17 protein-coding genes and 3 pseudogenes are annotated in these 20,692 nt (G+C 32.5%); 17 read left to right on the top strand and 3 right to left on the bottom strand.

What is annotated here, in order from left to right; all coding sequences use genetic code 11:
- Positions 1-90: 90 nt before the first annotated feature.
- The 5 genes from ACODS7_RS08120 to ACODS7_RS08100 all read left to right on the top strand — a co-directional run bounded on the left by ACODS7_RS08120 (position 91) and on the right by ACODS7_RS08100 (position 5,970).
- Positions 91-861: an ABC transporter ATP-binding protein gene (locus ACODS7_RS08120; protein WP_002104182.1), complete on the top strand. Its 771-nt coding sequence runs from the start codon at positions 91-93 to the stop codon at positions 859-861.
- The gene (locus ACODS7_RS08115) at positions 836-2,806 is read left to right on the top strand and encodes an FtsX-like permease family protein (RefSeq protein WP_029442777.1); all 1,971 of its coding nucleotides are present in this window, start codon (positions 836-838) and stop codon (positions 2,804-2,806) included. The genes ACODS7_RS08120 and ACODS7_RS08115 overlap by 26 nt, the downstream gene beginning before the upstream one ends.
- 32 nt (positions 2,807-2,838) lie before the next feature.
- Complete coding sequence (locus ACODS7_RS08110) at positions 2,839-3,582, top strand: lipoprotein BA_5634 family protein (protein ID WP_029442776.1); 744 nt, start codon at positions 2,839-2,841, stop codon at positions 3,580-3,582.
- 225 nt (positions 3,583-3,807) lie between these two features.
- Positions 3,808-4,023, top strand: a complete 216-nt coding sequence (locus ACODS7_RS08105) for a hypothetical protein (protein WP_488826364.1) — start codon at positions 3,808-3,810, stop codon at positions 4,021-4,023.
- A gap of 663 nt (positions 4,024-4,686) precedes the next feature.
- Entirely contained in the window at positions 4,687-5,970 is a 1,284-nt protein-coding gene (locus ACODS7_RS08100) for a D-alanyl-D-alanine carboxypeptidase family protein (protein ID WP_098365991.1), read from the top strand.
- 202 nt (positions 5,971-6,172) lie between these two features.
- Here ACODS7_RS08100 and ACODS7_RS08095 read toward each other — a convergent pair.
- A pseudogene (locus tag ACODS7_RS08095) lies at positions 6,173-6,326 on the bottom strand (IS4 family transposase); the annotation flags it as partial.
- Between the two features lie 152 nt (positions 6,327-6,478).
- Here ACODS7_RS08095 and ACODS7_RS08090 point away from each other — a divergent pair.
- The 9 genes and pseudogenes from ACODS7_RS08090 (at position 6,479) to ACODS7_RS08050 (ending at position 16,440) form a co-directional block, all read left to right on the top strand.
- A complete protein-coding gene (locus ACODS7_RS08090) occupies positions 6,479-7,300 on the top strand; it encodes a peptidoglycan-N-acetylglucosamine deacetylase (protein WP_029442773.1) in 822 nt (273 codons plus the stop codon).
- A 793-nt stretch (positions 7,301-8,093) separates the two neighbouring features.
- Positions 8,094-8,600 carry a hypothetical protein gene (locus ACODS7_RS08085; RefSeq protein WP_029442772.1) on the top strand — a complete coding sequence of 169 codons (507 nt, stop codon included), beginning with the start codon at positions 8,094-8,096 and terminating at the stop codon, positions 8,598-8,600.
- Between the two features lie 245 nt (positions 8,601-8,845).
- A complete protein-coding gene (locus ACODS7_RS08080; protein ID WP_029442771.1) occupies positions 8,846-10,003 on the top strand; it encodes a sensor histidine kinase in 1,158 nt (385 codons plus the stop codon).
- Positions 10,000-10,668 carry a response regulator gene (locus ACODS7_RS08075; RefSeq protein ID WP_098629674.1) on the top strand — a complete coding sequence of 223 codons (669 nt, stop codon included), beginning with the start codon at positions 10,000-10,002 and terminating at the stop codon, positions 10,666-10,668. Before ACODS7_RS08080 ends, ACODS7_RS08075 begins: the two co-directional genes overlap by 4 nt.
- Before the next feature lie 100 nt (positions 10,669-10,768).
- Positions 10,769-11,227 carry a CcdC protein domain-containing protein gene (locus ACODS7_RS08070; protein WP_029442769.1) on the top strand — a complete coding sequence of 153 codons (459 nt, stop codon included), beginning with the start codon at positions 10,769-10,771 and terminating at the stop codon, positions 11,225-11,227.
- 539 nt (positions 11,228-11,766) lie between these two features.
- A complete protein-coding gene (locus tag ACODS7_RS08065; protein WP_243168946.1) occupies positions 11,767-12,453 on the top strand; it encodes a response regulator transcription factor in 687 nt (228 codons plus the stop codon).
- Complete coding sequence (locus ACODS7_RS08060) at positions 12,450-13,526, top strand: sensor histidine kinase (RefSeq protein ID WP_098365995.1); 1,077 nt, start codon at positions 12,450-12,452, stop codon at positions 13,524-13,526. Before ACODS7_RS08065 ends, ACODS7_RS08060 begins: the two co-directional genes overlap by 4 nt.
- Positions 13,527-13,809: 283 nt before the next feature.
- Positions 13,810-14,571 (top strand): ABC transporter ATP-binding protein, encoded by a 762-nt coding sequence (locus ACODS7_RS08055; protein WP_029442766.1) that lies wholly within the window; start codon positions 13,810-13,812, stop codon positions 14,569-14,571.
- 16 nt (positions 14,572-14,587) lie between these two features.
- Positions 14,588-16,440 (top strand): annotated as a pseudogene (locus tag ACODS7_RS08050) (FtsX-like permease family protein).
- Positions 16,441-16,601: 161 nt separating this feature from the next.
- On the opposite strand, the gene ACODS7_RS08045 reads toward ACODS7_RS08050, so the two are convergent.
- Entirely contained in the window at positions 16,602-17,195 is a 594-nt protein-coding gene (locus ACODS7_RS08045) for a TasA family protein (RefSeq protein ID WP_000053759.1), read from the bottom strand.
- 205 nt (positions 17,196-17,400) lie between these two features.
- Between ACODS7_RS08045 and ACODS7_RS08040 the strand changes: the two are divergent.
- The 3 genes and pseudogenes from ACODS7_RS08040 to ACODS7_RS08030 all read left to right on the top strand — a co-directional run.
- Positions 17,401-17,553 (top strand): annotated as a pseudogene (locus tag ACODS7_RS08040) (IS6 family transposase); the annotation flags it as partial.
- A gap of 252 nt (positions 17,554-17,805) precedes the next feature.
- Positions 17,806-18,339 carry an RNA polymerase sigma factor gene (locus tag ACODS7_RS08035; protein ID WP_000529862.1) on the top strand — a complete coding sequence of 178 codons (534 nt, stop codon included), beginning with the start codon at positions 17,806-17,808 and terminating at the stop codon, positions 18,337-18,339.
- Positions 18,329-19,156: an SH3 domain-containing protein gene (locus ACODS7_RS08030; protein WP_243168945.1), complete on the top strand. Its 828-nt coding sequence runs from the start codon at positions 18,329-18,331 to the stop codon at positions 19,154-19,156. The genes ACODS7_RS08035 and ACODS7_RS08030 overlap by 11 nt, the downstream gene beginning before the upstream one ends.
- Before the next feature lie 47 nt (positions 19,157-19,203).
- Here the strand turns inward: ACODS7_RS08030 and ACODS7_RS08025 are convergent.
- Positions 19,204-20,692 (bottom strand): peptidoglycan D,D-transpeptidase FtsI family protein (locus ACODS7_RS08025; RefSeq protein ID WP_488826358.1); only part of this gene is annotated, 1,489 nt, incomplete at its 5' end.

Below are 20,692 nucleotides of genomic sequence, written 5' to 3'. Positions count from 1 at the left end.
TTAGATAAATGTTAGGGAAATCGATATGAGACATACTATATATAAGTTACACTTCATGTATCGAAAAGAGAAATGGAAGGTGAAATACTTGTGGAGATACTACATGTTTCAGATTTAGGGAAAGTTTATTCTGGGAAAATTTCTTATACAGCATTATCCCATATTGATTTAAAAATAAACAAAGGTGAATTTGTAGGAATTATGGGACCATCTGGGAGTGGTAAAACAACGCTATTAAATATGGTTTCTACTATAGATGCTCCAACATCAGGAGAAGTATTAATTCATGGAGAAAACCCATATCTGTTATCTCCAGATCAGTTGTCTTTATTTCGAAGACGTGAATTAGGGTTTGTTTTTCAATCATTTAATCTCCTTAATACATTGACAGTGAAAGAAAATATTGTTCTTCCACTTACGCTTGATGGTGTAAGCCCTAGAGAAATGGAAGGTAAAGTGGAAGCTATTGCTGAAAAACTAGGGATAACTGAAATATTAGATAAACGTACGTATGAAATCTCTGGTGGGCAAGCACAAAGAACAGCTATCGCACGAGCTACTATTCATAATCCGAAATTATTACTTGCGGATGAACCTACAGGAAATCTGGATTCAAAATCTGCTAGTGATGTGATGGAATTATTGACAAAGCTTAATAAAGAAAATAGCACAACGATGATGTTAGTGACACATGATGCAATGGCTGCAAGTTATTGTGATCGAATTGTGTTTATCAAAGATGGACAGTTATACAATGAGATTTATTGTGGAGATAATCGCAAAGTATTTTATCAAAAAATTCTAGAGGTTTTAGCATTATTAGGAGGAAATGCAAATGACTTTTCGACAGTTCGCATTTAATAACGTCATTCGAAGTAAACGAACATATTTGGCTCATTTTTTAAGTAGTACGTTTGCTATTATGATTTTCTTTACTTATGCATTACTTGCATTTCATCCTAATTTACAAGGGGATCTTGCTGCAAGTATAATAATCAATACATTTGCAAAGTCAGGATTACAGATATCGCAGGGGTTAATATTGTTCTTCTCATTCTTCTTTATCTTATATTCTGTAAGTGCATTTTTAAAAACAAGAAAAAAAGATTTTGGAATTCTAATGCTACATGGGATGTCGCGTTCACAGTTGAATAAATTAGTATTTATTGAAAATTTAATAATTGGTACCGCTTCTATTTTAACAGGAATTACAATTGGAATGGCGTTCTCTAAGTTTATCTTAATTATGAGCAACAATCTGTTAATGATTGATAAAGGACTCCCGTTTTACATGCCATTTAAAGCAATTGGGATAACATTTGGAGCATTCTTATTACTATTTTTATTTATTTCACTTTTTACTTCTCGACTAGTAAATGTAGAGCAATTAGTAGAATTAATAAAAGCAGAAGAAAAGCCAAAGCCTGAACCAAAAGCATCCCTTTGGCTATCTTTGTTCGCACTAATTTGTATTGGATTAGGGTATACAGCTGTTTTCCATAGTGTTAACGCAATTCATTACAAGGATGTGAAATATGTATTATTCATGATGGCGACAGGGGTGAGCTTTGTTGTACTTGGAACGTACTTCTTATTTACACAACTAAGTGTGTATGTGTTACGTGTATTAAAGAAAAGGGAAAATATTTTCTTTAAGAAAACAAACATACTCACCATCTCAGATTTAGTGTATCAATTAAAAGATAATGCAAAAATGTTTTTTATGGTAACTATTATTTCTGCTGTTGCCTTCACTGCAGTGGGGACTTGTATGGGGTTAGGTAACTCATCCATGGCTGAATCGGATAGCCCTTTTGCATTTTCTTATCGGTCTTATAATAATAACAATTTAGAAAAAGAACATATAAAAAGGATTGAAAGTGAACTCAATGATGGCGGGTTTAATTTCGAACGGGTGACTTATTCAATCAAACAAATTTCGGATACCATTTATAACAGTAATGTTTTATTAAGTGTTATAAAAATAAGTGATTATAATAAGTTAGCTGAGGCATTTGGTTTTGAAAAAGAAAGCTTAAAAGATGAAAATGATAGTCTTGTAATACCATCAAGAAAATTTGCTAATACAAAATCTACTCAAAATAACTTTCAATTGTTGCATGGAAATATAAAAAAAGCTATGCATGTATATAAACTACTAACACCAAAAGAACTACAAGATACAAACATAACGACAATTATTATTCCGGATTCTGTATATAATCAAATGATTGTGGATCCAGAGAATCAATACGGTCAATTCACTATCAATGGTTTTGTTGTGAAAGATTGGGAGAAAACAAAAAAAGTTGCTGAAAAAATCTTGGCTTCCTTACAGAAAGGGAATAAAGATATAAATGATCCTAGGGTATATAACGAATCATATCAATTTTCGACTTTAATTTTTACATGGATAGCTATGAAGCAAGGTTTTGGACTTGCATCTATCATGAGTGTATTAATAGGTATTGTTTTCTTTACGTTTGCTGCAAGCTTTTTATATTTCCGATTATACACAGACTTAGAACGAAATCAGCAGCAATATAAAATGATAGCAAAAGTTGGTTTAAGTAAACCTGAATTAAAGAAAATTGTGACACGTCAACTTGCATTACTATTCTTTTTACCCATTGTAATAGCAATTACACATAGTGCCGTAGCTTTTATGGCCTTGCAAAAGTTAGCTGATTTTTCAGTCTTGGGTAGTTCCGTTATAGTATTGGTTTGTTTCTTAGTTTTACAAATTATATATTTTTACTTTGTTCGTGCTCAATATTTGAAAAAAATGTATAAAACGATTTTTTAATTTAAATATAATTAAATGAAGGAGAATATAGGTTGAAAAAAAGAATTGGATTATTAATAGTAGCTGGTATTTCAATTACCATGTTAGGAGCATATTCATTATTTGGTACAAAAGACTCTCCAGCAAATGGAATTTCAATAGAAGTAGGAGCGATAAACGAACAAACAAGAAGCTCTATAATTGACTCATACAAAGATATAACAAGCTCACAAGACCTATATCAATTAAAAGAAGGGACGATAGATAATAACAAGCTCGACATAAAGCTACCGACTAATTTTGGGGATCTTATTGATACTGCTACTAGTAATTTACTATTTATTAGTAGAACAACTGCTGAAAAAATGAATAAAAAGGGATTTATACGTGAAAGGGATAATAACGAGGGGCTCCTATCTTCAGACCCTCTCGATTCGTTACCGAAAATAGGGAAAAATGAAACTATCATATTTGCAAATAAAGAATATAAAGACTTAAAAGAATTAACATTCGATAACAAAAAAATGAATGTTCAATACAAAGGGGATGTATGGGTATCTCCACATCGTGGTGGATCCAACGAAATCCTATTAATTGTAGATGATACATTATTTAAAGAAATAAATGGGAAAGAAAAAACTAGACAGATTCTATCTTTTAATAAATCTTTTGGGAATCTTAATTTAGTCAATCAAGGGAAAGCACCAGAATTAAGTAAGGAAATAGATAAAGTGAATATGGTTTTAGGAACTAAGGACAAGGGAGCCGTTAATTTTGTAAATATTACAGAAAAATAAACAAATATATCCATATAGAACAGAAAAAGTAAAAGTATATTGAACGATGAATGAAAGTTCAGTTATTAATTTTTTCAAATATGATTATTTTTAAGGACAAAAATAAGTGGATCAGATTTTTTAGTCATAATAAAAAATCTGATCCACTTTTGAAATTATAACTATTATCTAAATTTATACACTTGTTTTTTGTGTCTAAACCTACAATTTTCTAGCAATGATATGGTGACCCCTAATAGAATATTATATTTTCAAGAGGTTTATGGATTAAAAACTGGATTTAAAGATACAGTAGGTTACTATTTTGCAGGAACAGCAAAACAAGATGGTAAAAGGATGCTTTCTGTTGTAATGGGAAATAGTAATGGTTCTCAGCGTTTTATTGAAACTAAGAAACTATTCTCATATGGATTTGATAAATTTTATATACCTTTTCTTTAATAGGGTACCACAATATGCGGTGCACACTGGTTTGATTTTTTTGTAAATGTGGAACAAATGTATTACTTGGATTGTCTATTAAGTGTAACCCTGAAAAATATGACATTACGGACTATTTCGAAAGGAGAGAGGGTATTAAAAATAGGGATGTGTGTGGAAATAAAGAGTGTTAGTCTTACAAGTGTAGAACTTTTATAGGTGAATCATTTCAGATAAACGCAAAAAAGTTTGTCGCTAGAATGGGGGCCTATACTATTGATACCGATACCCTACAAATTGGTAAGCGCCTGTTCGATTTAATGAGCGTTTTCACTTATATGTTTTTGGCTGCAGGAGTAGTACTAAAGTAAATTTCAATTGACAAACTTGATAAATTTATAACCTTTACGAAAGGTGACTGAGTTGAATATTCACTAACCATAAAAAATATGTGGATATCGGTATGACTCTTGAAGTATTTGCAGGGACCACTATTCGTTAAGGTGATAAAACTGAAGGAGACTAACTGATTCGTGTTAGCGCCTATAAGATTGAGATGAGATGGTTTATTTAAAAATGGTTCTAATATCTTATATGTATTTAGGATTTAATAACACTGTCTATTTTGGGGCGGATTATGTTAGAATAACGTTTTTTGAGTACAAGATATTGGAGGAAACAGAAGTGAAAGGTATGTTTTGCAAGAGATTCATTGCAATAGTAACTGTGCTTACACTATTTTTTAGCATGTTTGTTACATATGTAAGTGTATCAGCAGAAACAGGATCTGCTTTAAATATTGAAGCAGGTGCAGCAATATTAGTAGAAGCAGATTCCGGGAAAATTTTGTATCAAAAAAATGCGGATGAACTATTAGCGATTGCTAGTATGACAAAAATGATGAGTGAGTACTTAGTTAGTGAAGCTATAGCTAAAGGGAAGCTTAAGTGGGATCAGAAAATTAAAGTTTCTAAATACGCACACGAAGTTTCACAAGATCGCTCATTATCAAATGTGCCCCTAGAAAACGGTGGTTATTATACGGTAAGAGAACTATACGAGGCAATGGCAATTTGCTCTGCCAATGGTGCGACAATTGCTTTAGCTGAAGCAATTGCTGGAAAAGAAGTCAATTTCGTAAAAATGATGAACGATAAGTCGAAAGAATTTGGATTGAAAAATTATAAATTTGTAAACTCTACAGGCTTAACGAACATTGACTTAAAAGGACAGCATCCTGAAGGGACAACTCCAGATGACAAAAATAAAATGTCTGCAAGAGATTGTGCAATTTTAGCACAACGTCTAATTCAAGATTTTCCGCAAATATTAGAAACAGCAAAAGTTCCGAAAAAAACATTCCAAAAGAGCGGCAAGTATCCAATTGATATGGCGAACTCGAACTGGATGTTAAAAAGTTTAATTAAGCAATACGAAGGTGTAGATGGCTTGAAAACAGGAACAACTCCAGAAGCCGGGGACTGTTTCACTGGCACAGTAGAAAGAAACGGTATGCGTCTTATCTCTGTAGTGATTAAAACAAAATCTCATACAGCACGTTTTGATGAAACAAAGAAATTATATGATTATGGATTTGCGAATTTTAAAGTGAAGAAGGCCTATGAAAAAGATTCAGCAGTAAAAGGGCATGAAACAGTGCGGGTAGAAAATGCAAAAGATAAAGATGTAGCTGTTCAAATAAAGCAAGATGTTTCACTTCCGATGCCAAAGGGTAGCATAGACGTTTATAAAAAAGAATTTAAAGTATTGAATAAAGAACAAGAAGCGCCTATTAAAAAAGGTGTAACAATTAGTCAAATGATTATAGCGCCTAATGATAGTACAGATCCTGGATTCTTATCAGGTAAATCATTACAAGTAGACCTTGTAACAAAATCTGAAGTAGAACAAGCTAATTGGTTTACACGTTTTATGCACGAAATCGGTTCTTTCTTTAGCGGAAAATAAAGACAACTCTTATTTTTAATGCATATTCATAAGAAGCACATGACCCTCTCTTTTTAATGTTAAAAAACGGTGAATTACTTTTGGTTTTAAGAACAGAAACAAAATCAATTTTCGTTCAAATAAACTACAACACTCTTAAAACACTTCTTATCCTTAAAGATGAGCATGCCAAATAAGCCTAAATAGGTATCGTTTTTAAAGATTATGCAGCCTTCTTTTGTTTTCTAAGTTCACTATACTCATAGACAACACCTATGAATATCCAAGATTGTTTTTTTCTCATATCGATGAGATTTCCGCTCGTTTTTTTGTAGTAGGTGGAATAGAAGGATTAGAATCTCTGTTAAATCAAGGGTTACATCCTTAGCGTACAGAGCGCACAAAATGTTGATGCTATCCATTCATATAGTTTATTAATATGTACTTGTAGGAACGAAAAAATTGAATATATTTAAATATGAATAGAAGTATTATAGAGAAATGCTATTAAAGAAAGGAATTTCATAGAATGGGAAATGTATTAAATGTAAAAAGAATAATAGTCACAATAGTGGCCATTATTGCAATCGCAATTGGGTATTTTATGTTTCAATCAATTACTTCACCTGCTAGAGCAGTAGCCAGCCAAGTGAATGCAGTACATCTTGCAGGTGAACAGTCGAAGGTGAAGATGAATAAGGCTGCACCAGATCAATTTAATGGTCAAGTGAGGAAAATTGCTTATCTTACATTTGATGATGGTCCAGGAAAATATACAGCTGAATTGTTAAATATATTAAAACAAAATGATACGAAAGCAACTTTTTTCTTAATTGGTGCAAATGTAAAGCAGTATCCCGATTTAGTAAAACGTGAAAAAGCAGAAGGGCACTATGTAGGTATGCATAGTATGACACACAATTCCAAGAAGTTATATACAAATGGCGAATATGTCAATGAAATGAAAGAAGACCAGGGGTTAATAGCAAATATTATTGGTGAATCGCCAAAACTAACACGCCCTCCATATGGTTCTTCGCCTGGATTAAATGAAGCACTTCGAAATAAGGTTGTAGAAAGTGGTTTAAGAGTTTGGGATTGGACGATAGATACTTCAGACTGGAGATATGGTAACATGCCAGTGGATGCTGCTGCGGCAAAAATTGCTGAAAGTGTAATTACAGGTGCAACAAAGTCCAAAGAGATTATTTTAATGCATGATATTCATCCACAATCTATTGCAGCAATACCAGCAATTATAAAAGGATTAAAAGAAAAGGGATATGAATTTGAAGCGTATGATGAGAATAATCATTTTCCAATAAACTTCTGGCATGATAATCGTATATAGCATAGGAATAAATGAAGTTGACTTATAAAAAAAGAGTTCTGTTGCATATATTTCAAAAACATTTGTAAAATTCGATTTTTCTTGCAAGTTTTTTGAAAATGCATGTGTAATTTCTCTTTATAATTCTTTGTCAAATAGTTGTAATTCATCTTGAAACATGGGATTCATAAAAAAACGTTATTCTTTCTAATCTAGCTTATTTAGAAAGAATAACGTTTTTTGGTACTTTGGCGTAGTTTATATTCTTAAGTTAATGGGCATGGGGTCCTGCCACACATCCATAAACTTAAGGTATATTTTTATACAAAATGCGTTCTTTCCATGTGTTTTTTTATTATCTTTTATGGATTTTATAAAAGTCGGCATATCAAATAAACCCTGACGAGCCGCAACTTTTTTACTATGATACCTGATGAGTAGAAGTAGTATACTCATATATATAACACCCCAAATATCAAAGACTGTCTTTTTCTCATATCGATGAGATTTTCGTCCGTTGTACTGTAGGAGGTTAACTTTAATAATTCTTGGGTGTTTTTGTGTAATTACCGTAATAATAATTAGATTTTGGTTAAAATATTTCGGTTAATGAAGGTATGCTGCTGTCTCATATATCCAGTTATATATATTCAAGTGGCTTTTTTTACACAAGAATCATAAAAAACTCTATCTATAGATAGAGGGTATTCAAAAAATCATCTTTCAGATAGATGTTCTAAAATAGTAGGGATGTTACAATCCTCCAGTAAGTAAGCAAATAAACAATAAATGTATACTTTATGGGGGTTTTAATTTGAATACTCAAGCTTGGATAATGATTGGCGCATTTTTAACAATTGTATTAGTAACACAAATCGGAAGAAAAGAATTTACGACCACAAAGGCTGTATTGCCATTTATTCTTTGTGGTATAAGTGTTTATTTATTCGTCGAGGAAATACCTACCTCAGGTTCAAATATGACCGCACTCATAATCATGACAATGGTCGGCATGATCATGGGAGGGCTAATGCTTTTTACAGTGAAAGTAGATTATGGTTCTGACAATAAAGCGTACGTAACTGCTGGTATTCCTTATTTATGTTTATGGATTATTGGACTTGGATGGCGTGTCGTATTAGCTTATGTAGCGACAGACTGGTATCCAAAACAATTTGTAGATTTCATGGTATCGAATCAATTGGATTTTAATGTTATAGCTCCTGCTTTTGTATTTTTTACAATTGCGATGGTAGTTATTCGTACTATTGGAATTGTGATTAGGATACAAAGATATAGAAAAAATCTAAAAGAAAATTAAAGAAAAAGGTTAAGAAAACAACTTCTTTTGTATAATGAAGTAGGTAAAGCAAACACACTATAATAACTACTTCATTATTCTTTTAATTTCAGATTTTAGATGATATGCATTAAAGGGATTTAACTCAACTATGAACTATTATAATTGTGAGTTGTAAATTTCCAGCCCTTAAATCAAGAAATGGATATTTATCTATAGCCAAGAAATATAAAAACTAAACAGTGAGTTTGCGAGGGAATAAGTACATGGAAAAAGTATTTTTAAAAATGATGGATAGTCATGCAGGAAATGCGATAGGAAGCATCTTAATATGTGTATTTTTTTATAAAGGTTTCGCACCTCATGGTACCTTTGCAATATGGGTTTGTAGCGTTTTTGTAACAGTTTATCTATGGATGTTGTATTCACCAAAATCTTGGTGGAATGCAAGGAAGTACACTTTGTTTACGAGTATATTAATAAGCATATCATGTGTATTATATTTTTCTCATCCGAATTTTCCAAATTATGCTTTATGGCCACTCTTAGTTTTTCTTGCCGCTGCAGAACCCAAGTGGACACGAGTAACGACAATTTTAGCTGCTATAACGGGGATAGTTATTATTCTATTTATACATGCGAATACGTTTCCTTATCAAGAAACATTAATTATTATTGGCCTCTATGTCTCGATCCGAAGTACATCCAAGCTAAGAGACGCATATCAAAAAAATCAAAAACAACTAAAAGAATTAGACGAAGCACATGCTGAACTACAAGAAACAACGGTATTTTCTATGCGCTATGCAGCTTTTACGGAAAGAACAAAATTAGCAAGAGAGATTCATGATGGACTTGGACATCAAATGACCTCACTTATTATTCAATTACAGGCTCTCAAGATTATGTTAAGGAAAGATCCTGTTGCTGCCCAAGATCATGTTGAAGAACTTTTAAAGGTGGCACGAAAAGGAATGGAAGAAATCCGAGTTGCTGTTAGAGAATGGACAAGTGATGAAAAAGATCTCGGGCTTACTTCATTAAAAGGATTGATTTCACAGGTTCAAGCGAATTCTTTATTACAAATTGAGTTCATTCAAGATGGAAATATAACAGAGTGGACGATAGAGGAAAGTACAATTCTTTACCGGATCTTACAAGAGTCTTTAACAAACGTCTTACGACATTCTTATGCAGATTCTGTCATTGTAAACGTAACAGAAATAAATGGAGTAGTAAAACTTACAATTGATGATAATGGTATATATACAGGGGATAAGCCATTACAATATGGCTTTGGACTCAATGGTATGATAAAACGCTGTAAATCAGTTGGAGGTAATTGTTCCTTTATTCTAAATGAACCAAAAGGACTTCGAGTTGAAGCCACTATTCCAATTCAGCAAAATGGAGGAGAAGTATGACAGAAAAGATTCGTATTGTGCTAGCTGATGATGAACCATTTGTTCGAAAAGGCCTATGCTATATAATTGAAATGCAAGATGACATGGAGATAGTTGGGGAATGTAAAGACGGTAAGGAAGCAATTAAAGTGGCTTTAGAAACTGCACCAGATATGGTAATTATGGACATTCAAATGCCTGACTTATCAGGCATTATGGCTACTAAAAACATTATGAGTATATTACCAAACACAAAGGTTGTCCTATTAACAACCTTTGATGTACAACAATATGTGTTAGATGGTATTCGAGCTGGTGCAGTGGGTTATATATTAAAAGATACTGAAACGGAGGAAATGCTAGATAGTATTCGATATATGCATAGAGGGGCAATGATTTATAATAGCACGACAGCAAATCAAGCTTTTACACAATTTATAAAACACGATAATAATGATTATAATTTAGTTGGCGAAGTACTTGAATATACGGAAACTCTAACTAAGCGGGAGATTGATGTTTTACAATTATTAGCTTATGGAAAACAAAACCATGAAATAGCTAAAATCCTTTATGTTTCCGAAGGGACAGTCAAAACTCACGTCCACAATATTCTACAAAAACTAGATGTAACAGATCGTACACAAGCAGCTGTAATGGCAATTCGAAAAAAAATTGTAAAGTGATCGCTGCTGTATGTAGTAAAAAGAATAAAATTTTAAATTAACATAGTGTTTTTCTAATTGAAATTAAACAGATCATAATAAAAAAGAAAGAGAGTATAGCATGGACAATACAACTGGTCTTATTATTTTAATTCTTATAATTCTCCTTCAACTAAAAGAAAGAGAATTGAAAGTTCAACGAATGTGGATTGCTCCTGTTTTGATCGCATACTATACATTTACCCATGTATTTAACAATCTCACATTAATAGAAACAGGTCTATTTGTAGTATTACTTGCTCTTGGAGGAATTGTAGGAGCTGTGCGTGGTTCTACAACTATAATACGAATTGATAAAAATAATGGGAAGGTTTATACTAAAAATTCTTATATCGCCTTAGGTATATGGATTGTTGTATTTATTTTACGTTTTATCGTAGCGTATATTTTTAAAGGTTCAAGTCAGTATGCGCTAGGTTTAGTAACAAATGGTGTTTTTTGCTTTATTGCGGCGAGTGAGTGTTTAAGAAGAGTGATTCTATATTTAAAAGCAAAAAGTTTGATGCATTCAAAACATTAAGTATTTCTAAGGATAATTTTTGTAGTGTAGCAAATTTCAGTTTAGAATTTTATGTCTTAATTACTAACCAAAAGTAAAAGTTTAGACTTTCTTATCTTTTTACATACATCTAAGATTGTACAAAAACATGAATCTCTAAACTAAAATTCCCAGAATAAATGTTGATAAATCGTCATTATAAAAAATAAAGTTTAGACTTCTTAAACAGTAATATTAAAAAATTCTTATGACAAAATGCTGTAGAAAGCTTAAGAATTCTTAAGAACTTTTGCCCCTTTTTCTTAAGGTTTGGACTCTAGAGTATGATAATGAGTTCAAATCTGTGGGATGATTAGCTATGAAAACAATTAGCTTTCTTATCTCTGTATATATGCTTCAGCAGTAAATTTTGAAAAATATATTAGGGGAACGATACGACTTATATCTATTATGTTATTTCTTGTTTTTCGTTTGCAAGTTTACAATAAAGAGAAGATAAAAATGTCTCACCTGCTTATGTCTTTAGCTGTTTAATACGAGAAAAAATATGGGGGAATCCTATGGAGTCAAAAATTCTTATTGTCGATGATGATAAAGAAATTAGAAATCTTATCTCTGTTTATTTGGAAAATGAAGGTCTGAAAACTCAAAAGGCAGAAGATGCTATGGAAGCTTTACAACTGTTAGAAGAAAAGGAGTTTGATTTGATTATTTTAGATATTATGATGCCTAATATGGATGGTATTGAAGCGTGTATGAAGATTAGGGAAGACCGCAATATACCTATCATCATGCTATCTGCAAAATCTGAGGATATAGACAAAATTCAGGGTCTAGCCTCTGGTGCAGACGATTATTTATCAAAACCGTTTAACCCATTGGAATTAATCGCTAGGGTAAAATCCAAATTAAGAAGGTTTAAAAAATACAATTCATCAATAGAATATAATAAAAGTATTCTAGAAATTGGTGACTTAACTGTGAATACAGATACACGTCAAGTATGGATAAGAGGAAAAGAAACAAGGTTAACTCCAAAAGAGTTTGCTATTCTCGAACTACTTGCCCGCAACAAAGGGATTGTCCTGAGTGTAGCAAAAATATATGAAGCAGTTTGGGAAGAGGTTTTTTATAAATCAGACAATACTGTCATGGTGCATATTACAAAAATAAGAGACAAAATAGAAGAGGATTCTAAACACCCCATTTATATTAAAACTGTGTGGGGAATTGGATATAAAATATGAAGAATGTTAGTTTTAGAAATAAGATCATTATAAAACTTCTTGGTGCTGTTGCAGTTAGTTTTTTTATCTCATTTGGTTTTACGATCCTCACTTTTCTATTCATTATAGATCCATTATTTAGAAAATATGAGCATTGGGGTATGTTTGAATTCAATGTCTCAATGTTGTTCTTATTCGCGTTTGCAATCTTTACTTTTATAATCCTTTTTTTGATATTGGTTCGAAAGAAAATAGTATATTTGAAGCTCATTTCGGATAATGTAAATGATATTGCCAATGGAAAATTGGGTTTGACAATTGGGATTAAGGGGAAGGACGAATTGACCCAACTTGCTCAAAATATCAACTATATGTCCAAGGAATTGGAAAATACATTTGAACAAGAAAGACGATTAGAACGTACAAAAAATGAACTTATAACGAACGTATCTCATGATTTACGCACACCGTTAACATCTATTATCGGCTATATAGATTTATTAAAAAGAGGGCAATACAACAGTAACACACAATTACAGGAATACCTTGAAACCACGTATTCAAAGTCACAGAGACTGAAATATTTAATTAGTGAGCTGTTTGAATATACTCGTTTATCAGGCGTTGATGCTAATTTAAACTTAAATGAAGTCGATTTATCAGGTTTGTTGGAGCAAATAGTTGGAGAATACATTCCTATATTTGAAAAGGAACGCTTAATCGTTCAAAAATCAATTACACAAGAAACAATACCTATCTTCATAGATGTAGAAAAAATGGTACGTGTTTATGAAAATCTGTTTATGAATGCGATAAAGTACAGCATGAAACCATCTGAATTATCCGTATGTCTTGAATTAATGGATAACAAAGCAATTTTGAAAGTGTCAAATAAAGTCGAGAAACCGCCTGTGAGCGATCCAAATAAATTATTTGAAAGGTTTTTCAGGGGGGATAAGGCAAGAAAAGATGACCAGGGAAATGGTTTGGGGCTTGCTATTTCAAAAAGAATTGTTGAACTTCATGATGGTAATATACATGCAGAATATAATGATGGCTGGATGTCTTTTATTGTTGAACATCCAATCAAATAGACTGGCTTATGGAATTACAGGTTCCATAAGCTTTTTTTTTTAAAACTTAAGAATTCTTAAGGATTTTACAGGGTGTTTCCTAATTTTTATAGTTTATCATGTATGTATTCAAAGCGATGAGTTGAGTGGAGAGATTAAAATAAAATTTTCTTTACAGCTTTCAATTGGATACATCGTGACAGCTTTATGGAAAAGGTAGATGCAACATGACTATTTTGTTAGTAGCAAATAAGAATAGCAACTTATTTTAAAGAAATGAAAAAACAAAGGTAGGAGGATATATATGACGAAACCAGTTGTAGACGTGAAAAACGTCCAAAAAGTGTACGGTAAAAAAGGTGAGAACCAATCACACGCGTTAAAAGGTGTTTCATTCTCAATCCAAGAGGGTGAGTTTGTCGGAATTATGGGACCATCTGGTTCTGGTAAAACGACATTATTAAATGTAATTTCAACGTTAGATAAAGCAACGGGCGGCGTTGTTGAAATTGCAGGAACAGATATTACGAAAATGAAACAAGGTGAGCTTTCCGATTTCCGTTCACAAAAGTTAGGATTCATTTTCCAAGACTTTAATTTATTAGAGAACTTATCTATTTATGAGAACATTGCACTTCCACTTTCACTTCAAGGTGTTTCATCTCGTAATATTGGAAAGAAAGTAGAAAAGGTAGCTGATATGTTAGGCATTACAGCGATACTTCAAAAGTATCCTTCTGAAGTATCTGGTGGACAAAAGCAACGTTCCGCAGCAGCACGTGCGTTAGTTCATGAACCAGCAATTATTTTGGGAGACGAGCCGACTGGAGCTCTAGATTCTAAAAATGCAACGAGTTTACTTAATGCCATGACAAGCTTAAATAAAGAGCAAGGTGTATCCATTATGATGGTTACGCATGATCCTTACAGCGCAAGCTACTGTCAGCGTATTTTATTCATTCAAGATGGTGAGTTATATAAAGAAATTCATCGTGGTGGTACCCGTGAAGAATTCTATAAAGAAATTTTAGACGTGCTTGCAAACTTAGGCACACAAAAAGCGTAAGGAAGGAAGTTCAATCATGTTATTTAAGCTTTCTATGTCAGGCCTAAAAAGTAAGTTGCAAGACTATATTGTCTTACTTTTGGGTCTTATTATATCTATTTCAATTTTCTATATGTTCCAAACGCTAGCACAAAATAAAGCATTTCTTGAATCTAATTCAAATGTAGCTGCTATTGTATTTGCATTTCAAATTGGTTCGGTTTTACTATCAATCATAACGTTCTTCTATATTTTATATGCAAATTCTTTCTTATTATCCCTTCGCCAAAAAGAGTTTGGGATGTATATGATGTTAGGAGCAAAAAAGCATAAAGTTACACTACTTATGTTTATTGAAACAATCGTATTAGGCGCAGCGTCTCTTGTGATTGGAATTACAATTGGTGTGGGACTTGCAGACGGTATCGGTCAGTTATTGATGAAACAGTTGGAGTTTTCTGGTGAGGGGTATCAAGCATTTATATTCCGTCTATGACTGTTACTTGCATCTTCTTTTTTGTCTTATTTGTACTATCAGCCATCATGAATAGTATGAAATTGTCACGTATTTCTGTTTTGCAACTTGTACATGCAGATGAACAAACAGAACGTGTCGCAGTAAAAGGGAAAATGACAGCTGTAGTTGCATGCCTTGGTTTACTTTTACTAGGTATTGGTTATACATCACTGATCTATATATCACAGCTACAAGGAGAAGATATAATAAGCATTCCTACATTCATGGCTATTGGATTAATCACAGCTACAGTTGGTACGTACATGCTATTTGGATCCCTTCTCCCCGTTATGATGAAAAAGGTACATAGTAATAAAAAACGTAGGGAAAAAGGGCTGAATGCTTTTACTTTTGCGCAATTAAACTTCCGTATGAACAGTCTAACAAACGTGTTGGCAACGGTAGCAATCTTAGTAGCTCTTGGAGCTGGTGGAATTGCTTGTGGTATGGCATTTAAAAACGATGTTCTAAAACAGACTGATAAAGGAACCATTTATGATTCGGTAGTTCATAATCCATCAGTGGAAGAAAAGAAATTGCTAGACGGTATTCCATTTAAAGAGCAACTTGAATATCGCTACAAGGTGGATGATACGTATGTGTATTATATAAAAGAAGAGTTAGAGAATAATCGTCCTTTAGTAAAAGATAGAAAAAATGAGAAGACAATGAAAGTTTCAGAAAAAATCCCCATGAATGCATTTGCATTGTCAAGACAATGGGGTAAAGATGATGGAAAACCAAAACAATGGAGCGATGCATTCCAAACAATTCAACCAAAGTATATGTATCCGAATCATGAAGTGAAAATTGTCAATCAAAACATATACGATAATATGAAAGGTATAGAAAATAAAGTATTCATTGGTAAGGCGGATAATTTCGGTTCGCATGTAAAAGAATGGAAAAAACTTGATCAATTACATGTAGTTAAATTTAAAGATGTGAAAGCAGAAGAACTGGGTAGTAAGTATCAAACATATAAGTCGAACCAAAGTCTTTCTAGCGGACTCATGTTTATGGGCTTCTTCGTTGGAATTGCGTTCTTAGCAATGATGGCAAGTTGTCTGATGTTTAAAGTTCTGTCTGGTGCATCCAAAGATTGTACGCGTTATCAAATGCTTCGTAAAATCGGTGTTCGCCGAGAGGTATTAACACAATCGATTTATAAAGAGTTATTCTTTGTATTCTTAGTCCCAGCAATTGTGGGTATTGTTCACGTATTAGTTGGTATGAACATGTTCGGTCCGCTTTTGATTGATCCGTATTTTCGAATTTGGTTGCCACTTGTCATTTTCGTAGTAATTTACTTAATTTATTACTTGATTACAGTTCAATTGTATAAAAGAATTGTACTTCCGAAAGAAAAATAGTTTTACAAAACATACAAAATGTTAAACTCAAAAAAACCAGTGATATCCTACACATGTACTAGTATCACTGGTTTTTTATATGGAAATATGATGGTCAATTTGACAAATTATAAAAAATTACAAGCTCAGTTTTACATTTTCCCAACGATATTTTTGTGAAATTATCTTTCTTTTCCCTCTGTTTGATTGGCTTGGAACTCCATTTTTAACGCAATACTATCCCCTTGGAACACGTTCTGATCTGTGCCGTTGTCTTCAAATACAAACTTTATCCAAAACCAATCCATTTTCCCAGGTTTTAACCCCCCTGTTTCAGTCCACTTAGAATGAAATACTTTTTTGGAGACAATCTCTGAACTTTGTGATTTTAGTTCTGCAAGGGTTGTCTCGTATGCAGGGCTTTTTGCAGGATCCCAATCCCAAAGAAATTGTACTTTAATATGTTTACCGAAATCTTCTGTAGTATTATTTTGTTTTAAGTCGTTTACAGTATAGTCTATTTTCATCATGATATCTTTAATATCTAATGAGCCACTATTTTTTAAATTGAATTTCTTTAATATTTTGTCCCCAGGTTTTAAATTTTCTAAGTTAAGTGAAGTAGTTGGTTGCATAGCTAAATCCAATGTACCTGCAGCAAATGTATTATTTGTTACAACTTGATCGCTAAAATATGCATATGTTCCCCCACCAATTAAAGACATACCAAGAGCGGCTGAAACCACTCCAACACCTAATTTCTTTTTCAATGACATTTTTTGTTCCTCCCATATCATTTTTTATAATTTTTCTCCCTAATTAACTAAAACGCTCCCCTTAATACAGGTATAGCATCAATTGTAAGAATTTTGTATTGAAATAAGAATATTACTTATTGAGAAAATTATGTTGTTATTTGTTTTCTATAAATTAAACGTACTCAAAATAGAAAGTTTGAATCCGGAATTTTCTTATTATATAGCGCTGCGGCCTTTTCATGTTTCGAAGCCACGTGTAATAACAATCGATAAGAATCCGGCTTATTCTATAGCAATTGAGTAGTTGAAAAAAGAAAAAGGCATACCTGATAGTAAGCAACTTAGACAACAAAAGTACTTGAATAATATAGTAGATGGACTTGTAACATAAAATACGATTTTGTTAGGAATATATATGTTTTATTCTCTTTTACGTTGTTTTTGCACCAGGACCAAAATACAAAGGGCGCAAGAAGAGCTACGTAACGTTAAGAGGAAATAAAGAAAGCGTAGCTATATAGAAAAAAGCGGTATGGAACAAATGAAACTTGTATCATGTCTATATATTGAAACCATATTAAAAGTGAGGGCAGTTTTATGTTTATTCAAATGAGTTTGAGGTGTGGAAATGGGACAGAAGTTTATTGAAAAATGTAATCATGACGAGCTCGACTATGTTATTAAAGACTATTGGCAAGATGTATGGAATTATTCATTTATTATTACAAAAGATCCACACTTATCAGATGATATCACACAAGATGTCTTTATAAAGGTTTTTAAACATTGGCATTCGTTTCGAAAGGATTCATCTATTAAAACGTGGATATTAAAAATCACAAGAAATACAGCAATAAACTATTTAAAATCTGCTTATTTTAAAAGGATATCTTTAGTGGGATTTTTTAGTGACGACAAGCAGTCTTCTTCGGCAGAACAACAGTTTTTTAAACAAGAGGAACTAAATGAAGTGTGGGATGTTGTATTAAAACTACCTAAAAAACACCGTGAAATACTAATATTAGACGCAAAATATGAATTATCTTATGAAGAAATGGCTGAAACATTAGGTGTGTCAATTGGAACAGTCAAATCTAGATTAAGTAGAGCGAGAAGTAAAGTTTCAAAACTAATAGGGGAGGGTAGAAGTGATGAACAGTAAAAAAAATCCTGACTGGTATAGTAAATTGAAAAAAGGACCAATGGAGCATCGGAAAGATGAAGAAGAATATATTGATAAAATAAAGCAATCGGTATATCAAAATAGTAAAGTAGATTCTGTAACATATAAGAGACCATTTCGAAAAAAAGCATTGCCTGTTGTAGTTGTTTTGGTTTGTACAATGTTATTTTTCATTGTTCAACAACCTTGGCTTGATGATAATAAATCACCGGTACAAAGTAGTACTCAAATTGAGCCGAAAACAAAAGATGAATCTGCTCAAGATCCATCATTGAAACAATTTATGAATGATTTATATCAAAGTACAAATTCAAAAAATGAAAATGATTTGTATAGAGCATTAAATGAGGAAGTTCTATTTAAAGGGAAGAGTTATAAGAAGGATGAATTGAAGTTTAATGAAGATATTTTTCATGAGTTGCAGGTCGCTCTTACAATGGGGGGAGAGTTTGCAAATGATACAAAGCAAATATATAAAGTACCAAGTGGATTGACAGAAAGTGACCAACCAAAGCAGGCGCATTATATATATGCAACTGTTACTGGAAATAAAACGAAGATTTTAGCTGAACCAAAACGAGAAGCACATGTTTTATACGAAGTAACTAATGAAATGGTAAAAGCTTGGATTCCAGAAAAAGTACAGAATGAGGAATATATAAAAATATCGACATTTAACGGTAATACTGGGTATGTACAAAAAGAATATGTTTTAACGGATATTAAATATTCATTTGTGTTCGAAAAGGATCATGAAGGTATGTGGAAAATAATAAATATAGATTCTATATGGTAAAAGAGGAAGGTTCACTTTAATGAACCTTCCTCTTTGTTTTTATTTTCTTATTGAAGTGTATGCCAGAACTCTAAAACTTCTGCTGTAACGAGAGCAGCGATGTTTTTTTCTGAATTACTACCCGGAATAACGACAGAAATTGCGATTTGTGGATTTTCGGTAGGAGCATATGAAATGAAAAGAGAATGATTTATCATTCTTTCTTGCTCATTAGGAGAACCTGTACTACCCGTTTTACCTGCGACATGAAAGGGTAAATTTTTAATCTCCTCTATATTCTGACCCATTCCACCTTGCACGACACTCCAAAATTCCATAGGATAACGATTTGAACTTTCTAAAAGGGGTTTAAACTTTTTTGTTTCTTTACCATCTTGACCAATAATAGCACTTACAATTTGAGGTTTATATTTATCACCTTTACTTGCCAAAGTTGCTGCATATTGAGCGATTTGAAGGGGGGTATGCACTTCATTTTCTCCCCAAGAGGCATTTAATAAAGCGGAGAGCCCCTTTTCAAACGTATTAGATGGATGGAATTCATATTGTCCGTATTCTTCAAAGGGTAAATCAATCCCGGTTTTAGAACGTAGGCCGAATTGCATTAAATAATCTGTCCATATATGTGCCACTTTTTCTATATTCCCATTATTTTGGTTGAATAAGGGCAGAGCTACTTTTGCTGTCATAAATGTGTTAGATGAATTAATGATAGCCTGCCTTGGTGTAATCTCACCTGTTGGCGTTCCAGGTGCATTCGAAATGTTATTTTGATTATCATACTGAAAGGTACCCTTATCTAAATAAGTATCTTCAGGTTGAAAAAGCTTTTCGTTTAATCCAATTAAAATAGTAAGAGGTTTTATAGTAGAGGACATATTTACATAAGATTCACCATACTTTAATTTTTGAATTGTTTTATTTTGCGAAAGTGATTTAAAGTTTTCATTTTTAGATGATACATATGTATTTGGATTAAATACTGCCGAGTTGGCCATAGTTAAAATTGCACCAGTTTTTACATCGCTCACTACAGCATAACCACCTTTAGCATCAGGTAATTTCTTAATTTGCGATCTTAATGCTTCCTCTGTTTTTTGCTGCAATTTAGAGTCTAAGGATAGCCGGACATCTTTTCCTTTTTGTACGTTTTGAATGTTCCAGAAGAACTTTTTATTACCAATCTTAAAAATAAGAGTTTTTCCTGGTTTTCCTTTTAAATCATTTTCATATTGCAACTCAATCCCACTTTTTCCAACAAGCATATGCTTTGATTTAAGGTCATTTTCTACATACCCAATTACCTGCGAACCAATTTCGTGTTTAGGATAATATCGAATCCATTCATCATTAATTATTACATTATTGGGTTTGTTTTTGTTTATGAATGCAAGTTCATTCTCAGTTATATCAGAGTATAACGGTATATCATTCATAGTCTGCTTTTTACAAGATTGTTGTAATTGAGATTTTATGTTCTTTGTAGAAATATCATGTTGAAACTCGCTTGAAAATTGATTAAAAAAAGCTAATGTG

The organism is Bacillus sp. FG16 (genome assembly GCF_057809515.1).
This window is presented reverse-complemented; position numbering and strand designations above follow the sequence as displayed.

What these genes read in the sequence shown, in the direction of transcription:
- ACODS7_RS08115 (WP_029442777.1), top strand. Translation starts at nt 836, where the DNA reads ATGACTTTTCGACAGTTCGCATTTAATAACGTCATTCGAAGTAAACGA.
- ACODS7_RS08090 (WP_029442773.1), top strand. Translation starts at nt 6,479, where the DNA reads ATGGGAAATGTATTAAATGTAAAAAGAATAATAGTCACAATAGTGGCC.
- ACODS7_RS08080 (WP_029442771.1), top strand. Translation starts at nt 8,846, where the DNA reads ATGGAAAAAGTATTTTTAAAAATGATGGATAGTCATGCAGGAAATGCG.
- ACODS7_RS08075 (WP_098629674.1), top strand. Translation starts at nt 10,000, where the DNA reads ATGACAGAAAAGATTCGTATTGTGCTAGCTGATGATGAACCATTTGTT.
- ACODS7_RS08070 (WP_029442769.1), top strand. Translation starts at nt 10,769, where the DNA reads ATGGACAATACAACTGGTCTTATTATTTTAATTCTTATAATTCTCCTT.
- ACODS7_RS08065 (WP_243168946.1), top strand. Translation starts at nt 11,767, where the DNA reads ATGGAGTCAAAAATTCTTATTGTCGATGATGATAAAGAAATTAGAAAT.
- ACODS7_RS08060 (WP_098365995.1), top strand. Translation starts at nt 12,450, where the DNA reads ATGAAGAATGTTAGTTTTAGAAATAAGATCATTATAAAACTTCTTGGT.
- ACODS7_RS08055 (WP_029442766.1), top strand. Translation starts at nt 13,810, where the DNA reads ATGACGAAACCAGTTGTAGACGTGAAAAACGTCCAAAAAGTGTACGGT.
- ACODS7_RS08045 (WP_000053759.1), bottom strand. Translation starts at nt 17,195, where the DNA reads ATGTCATTGAAAAAGAAATTAGGTGTTGGAGTGGTTTCAGCCGCTCTT.
- ACODS7_RS08035 (WP_000529862.1), top strand. Translation starts at nt 17,806, where the DNA reads ATGGGACAGAAGTTTATTGAAAAATGTAATCATGACGAGCTCGACTAT.
- ACODS7_RS08030 (WP_243168945.1), top strand. Translation starts at nt 18,329, where the DNA reads ATGAACAGTAAAAAAAATCCTGACTGGTATAGTAAATTGAAAAAAGGA.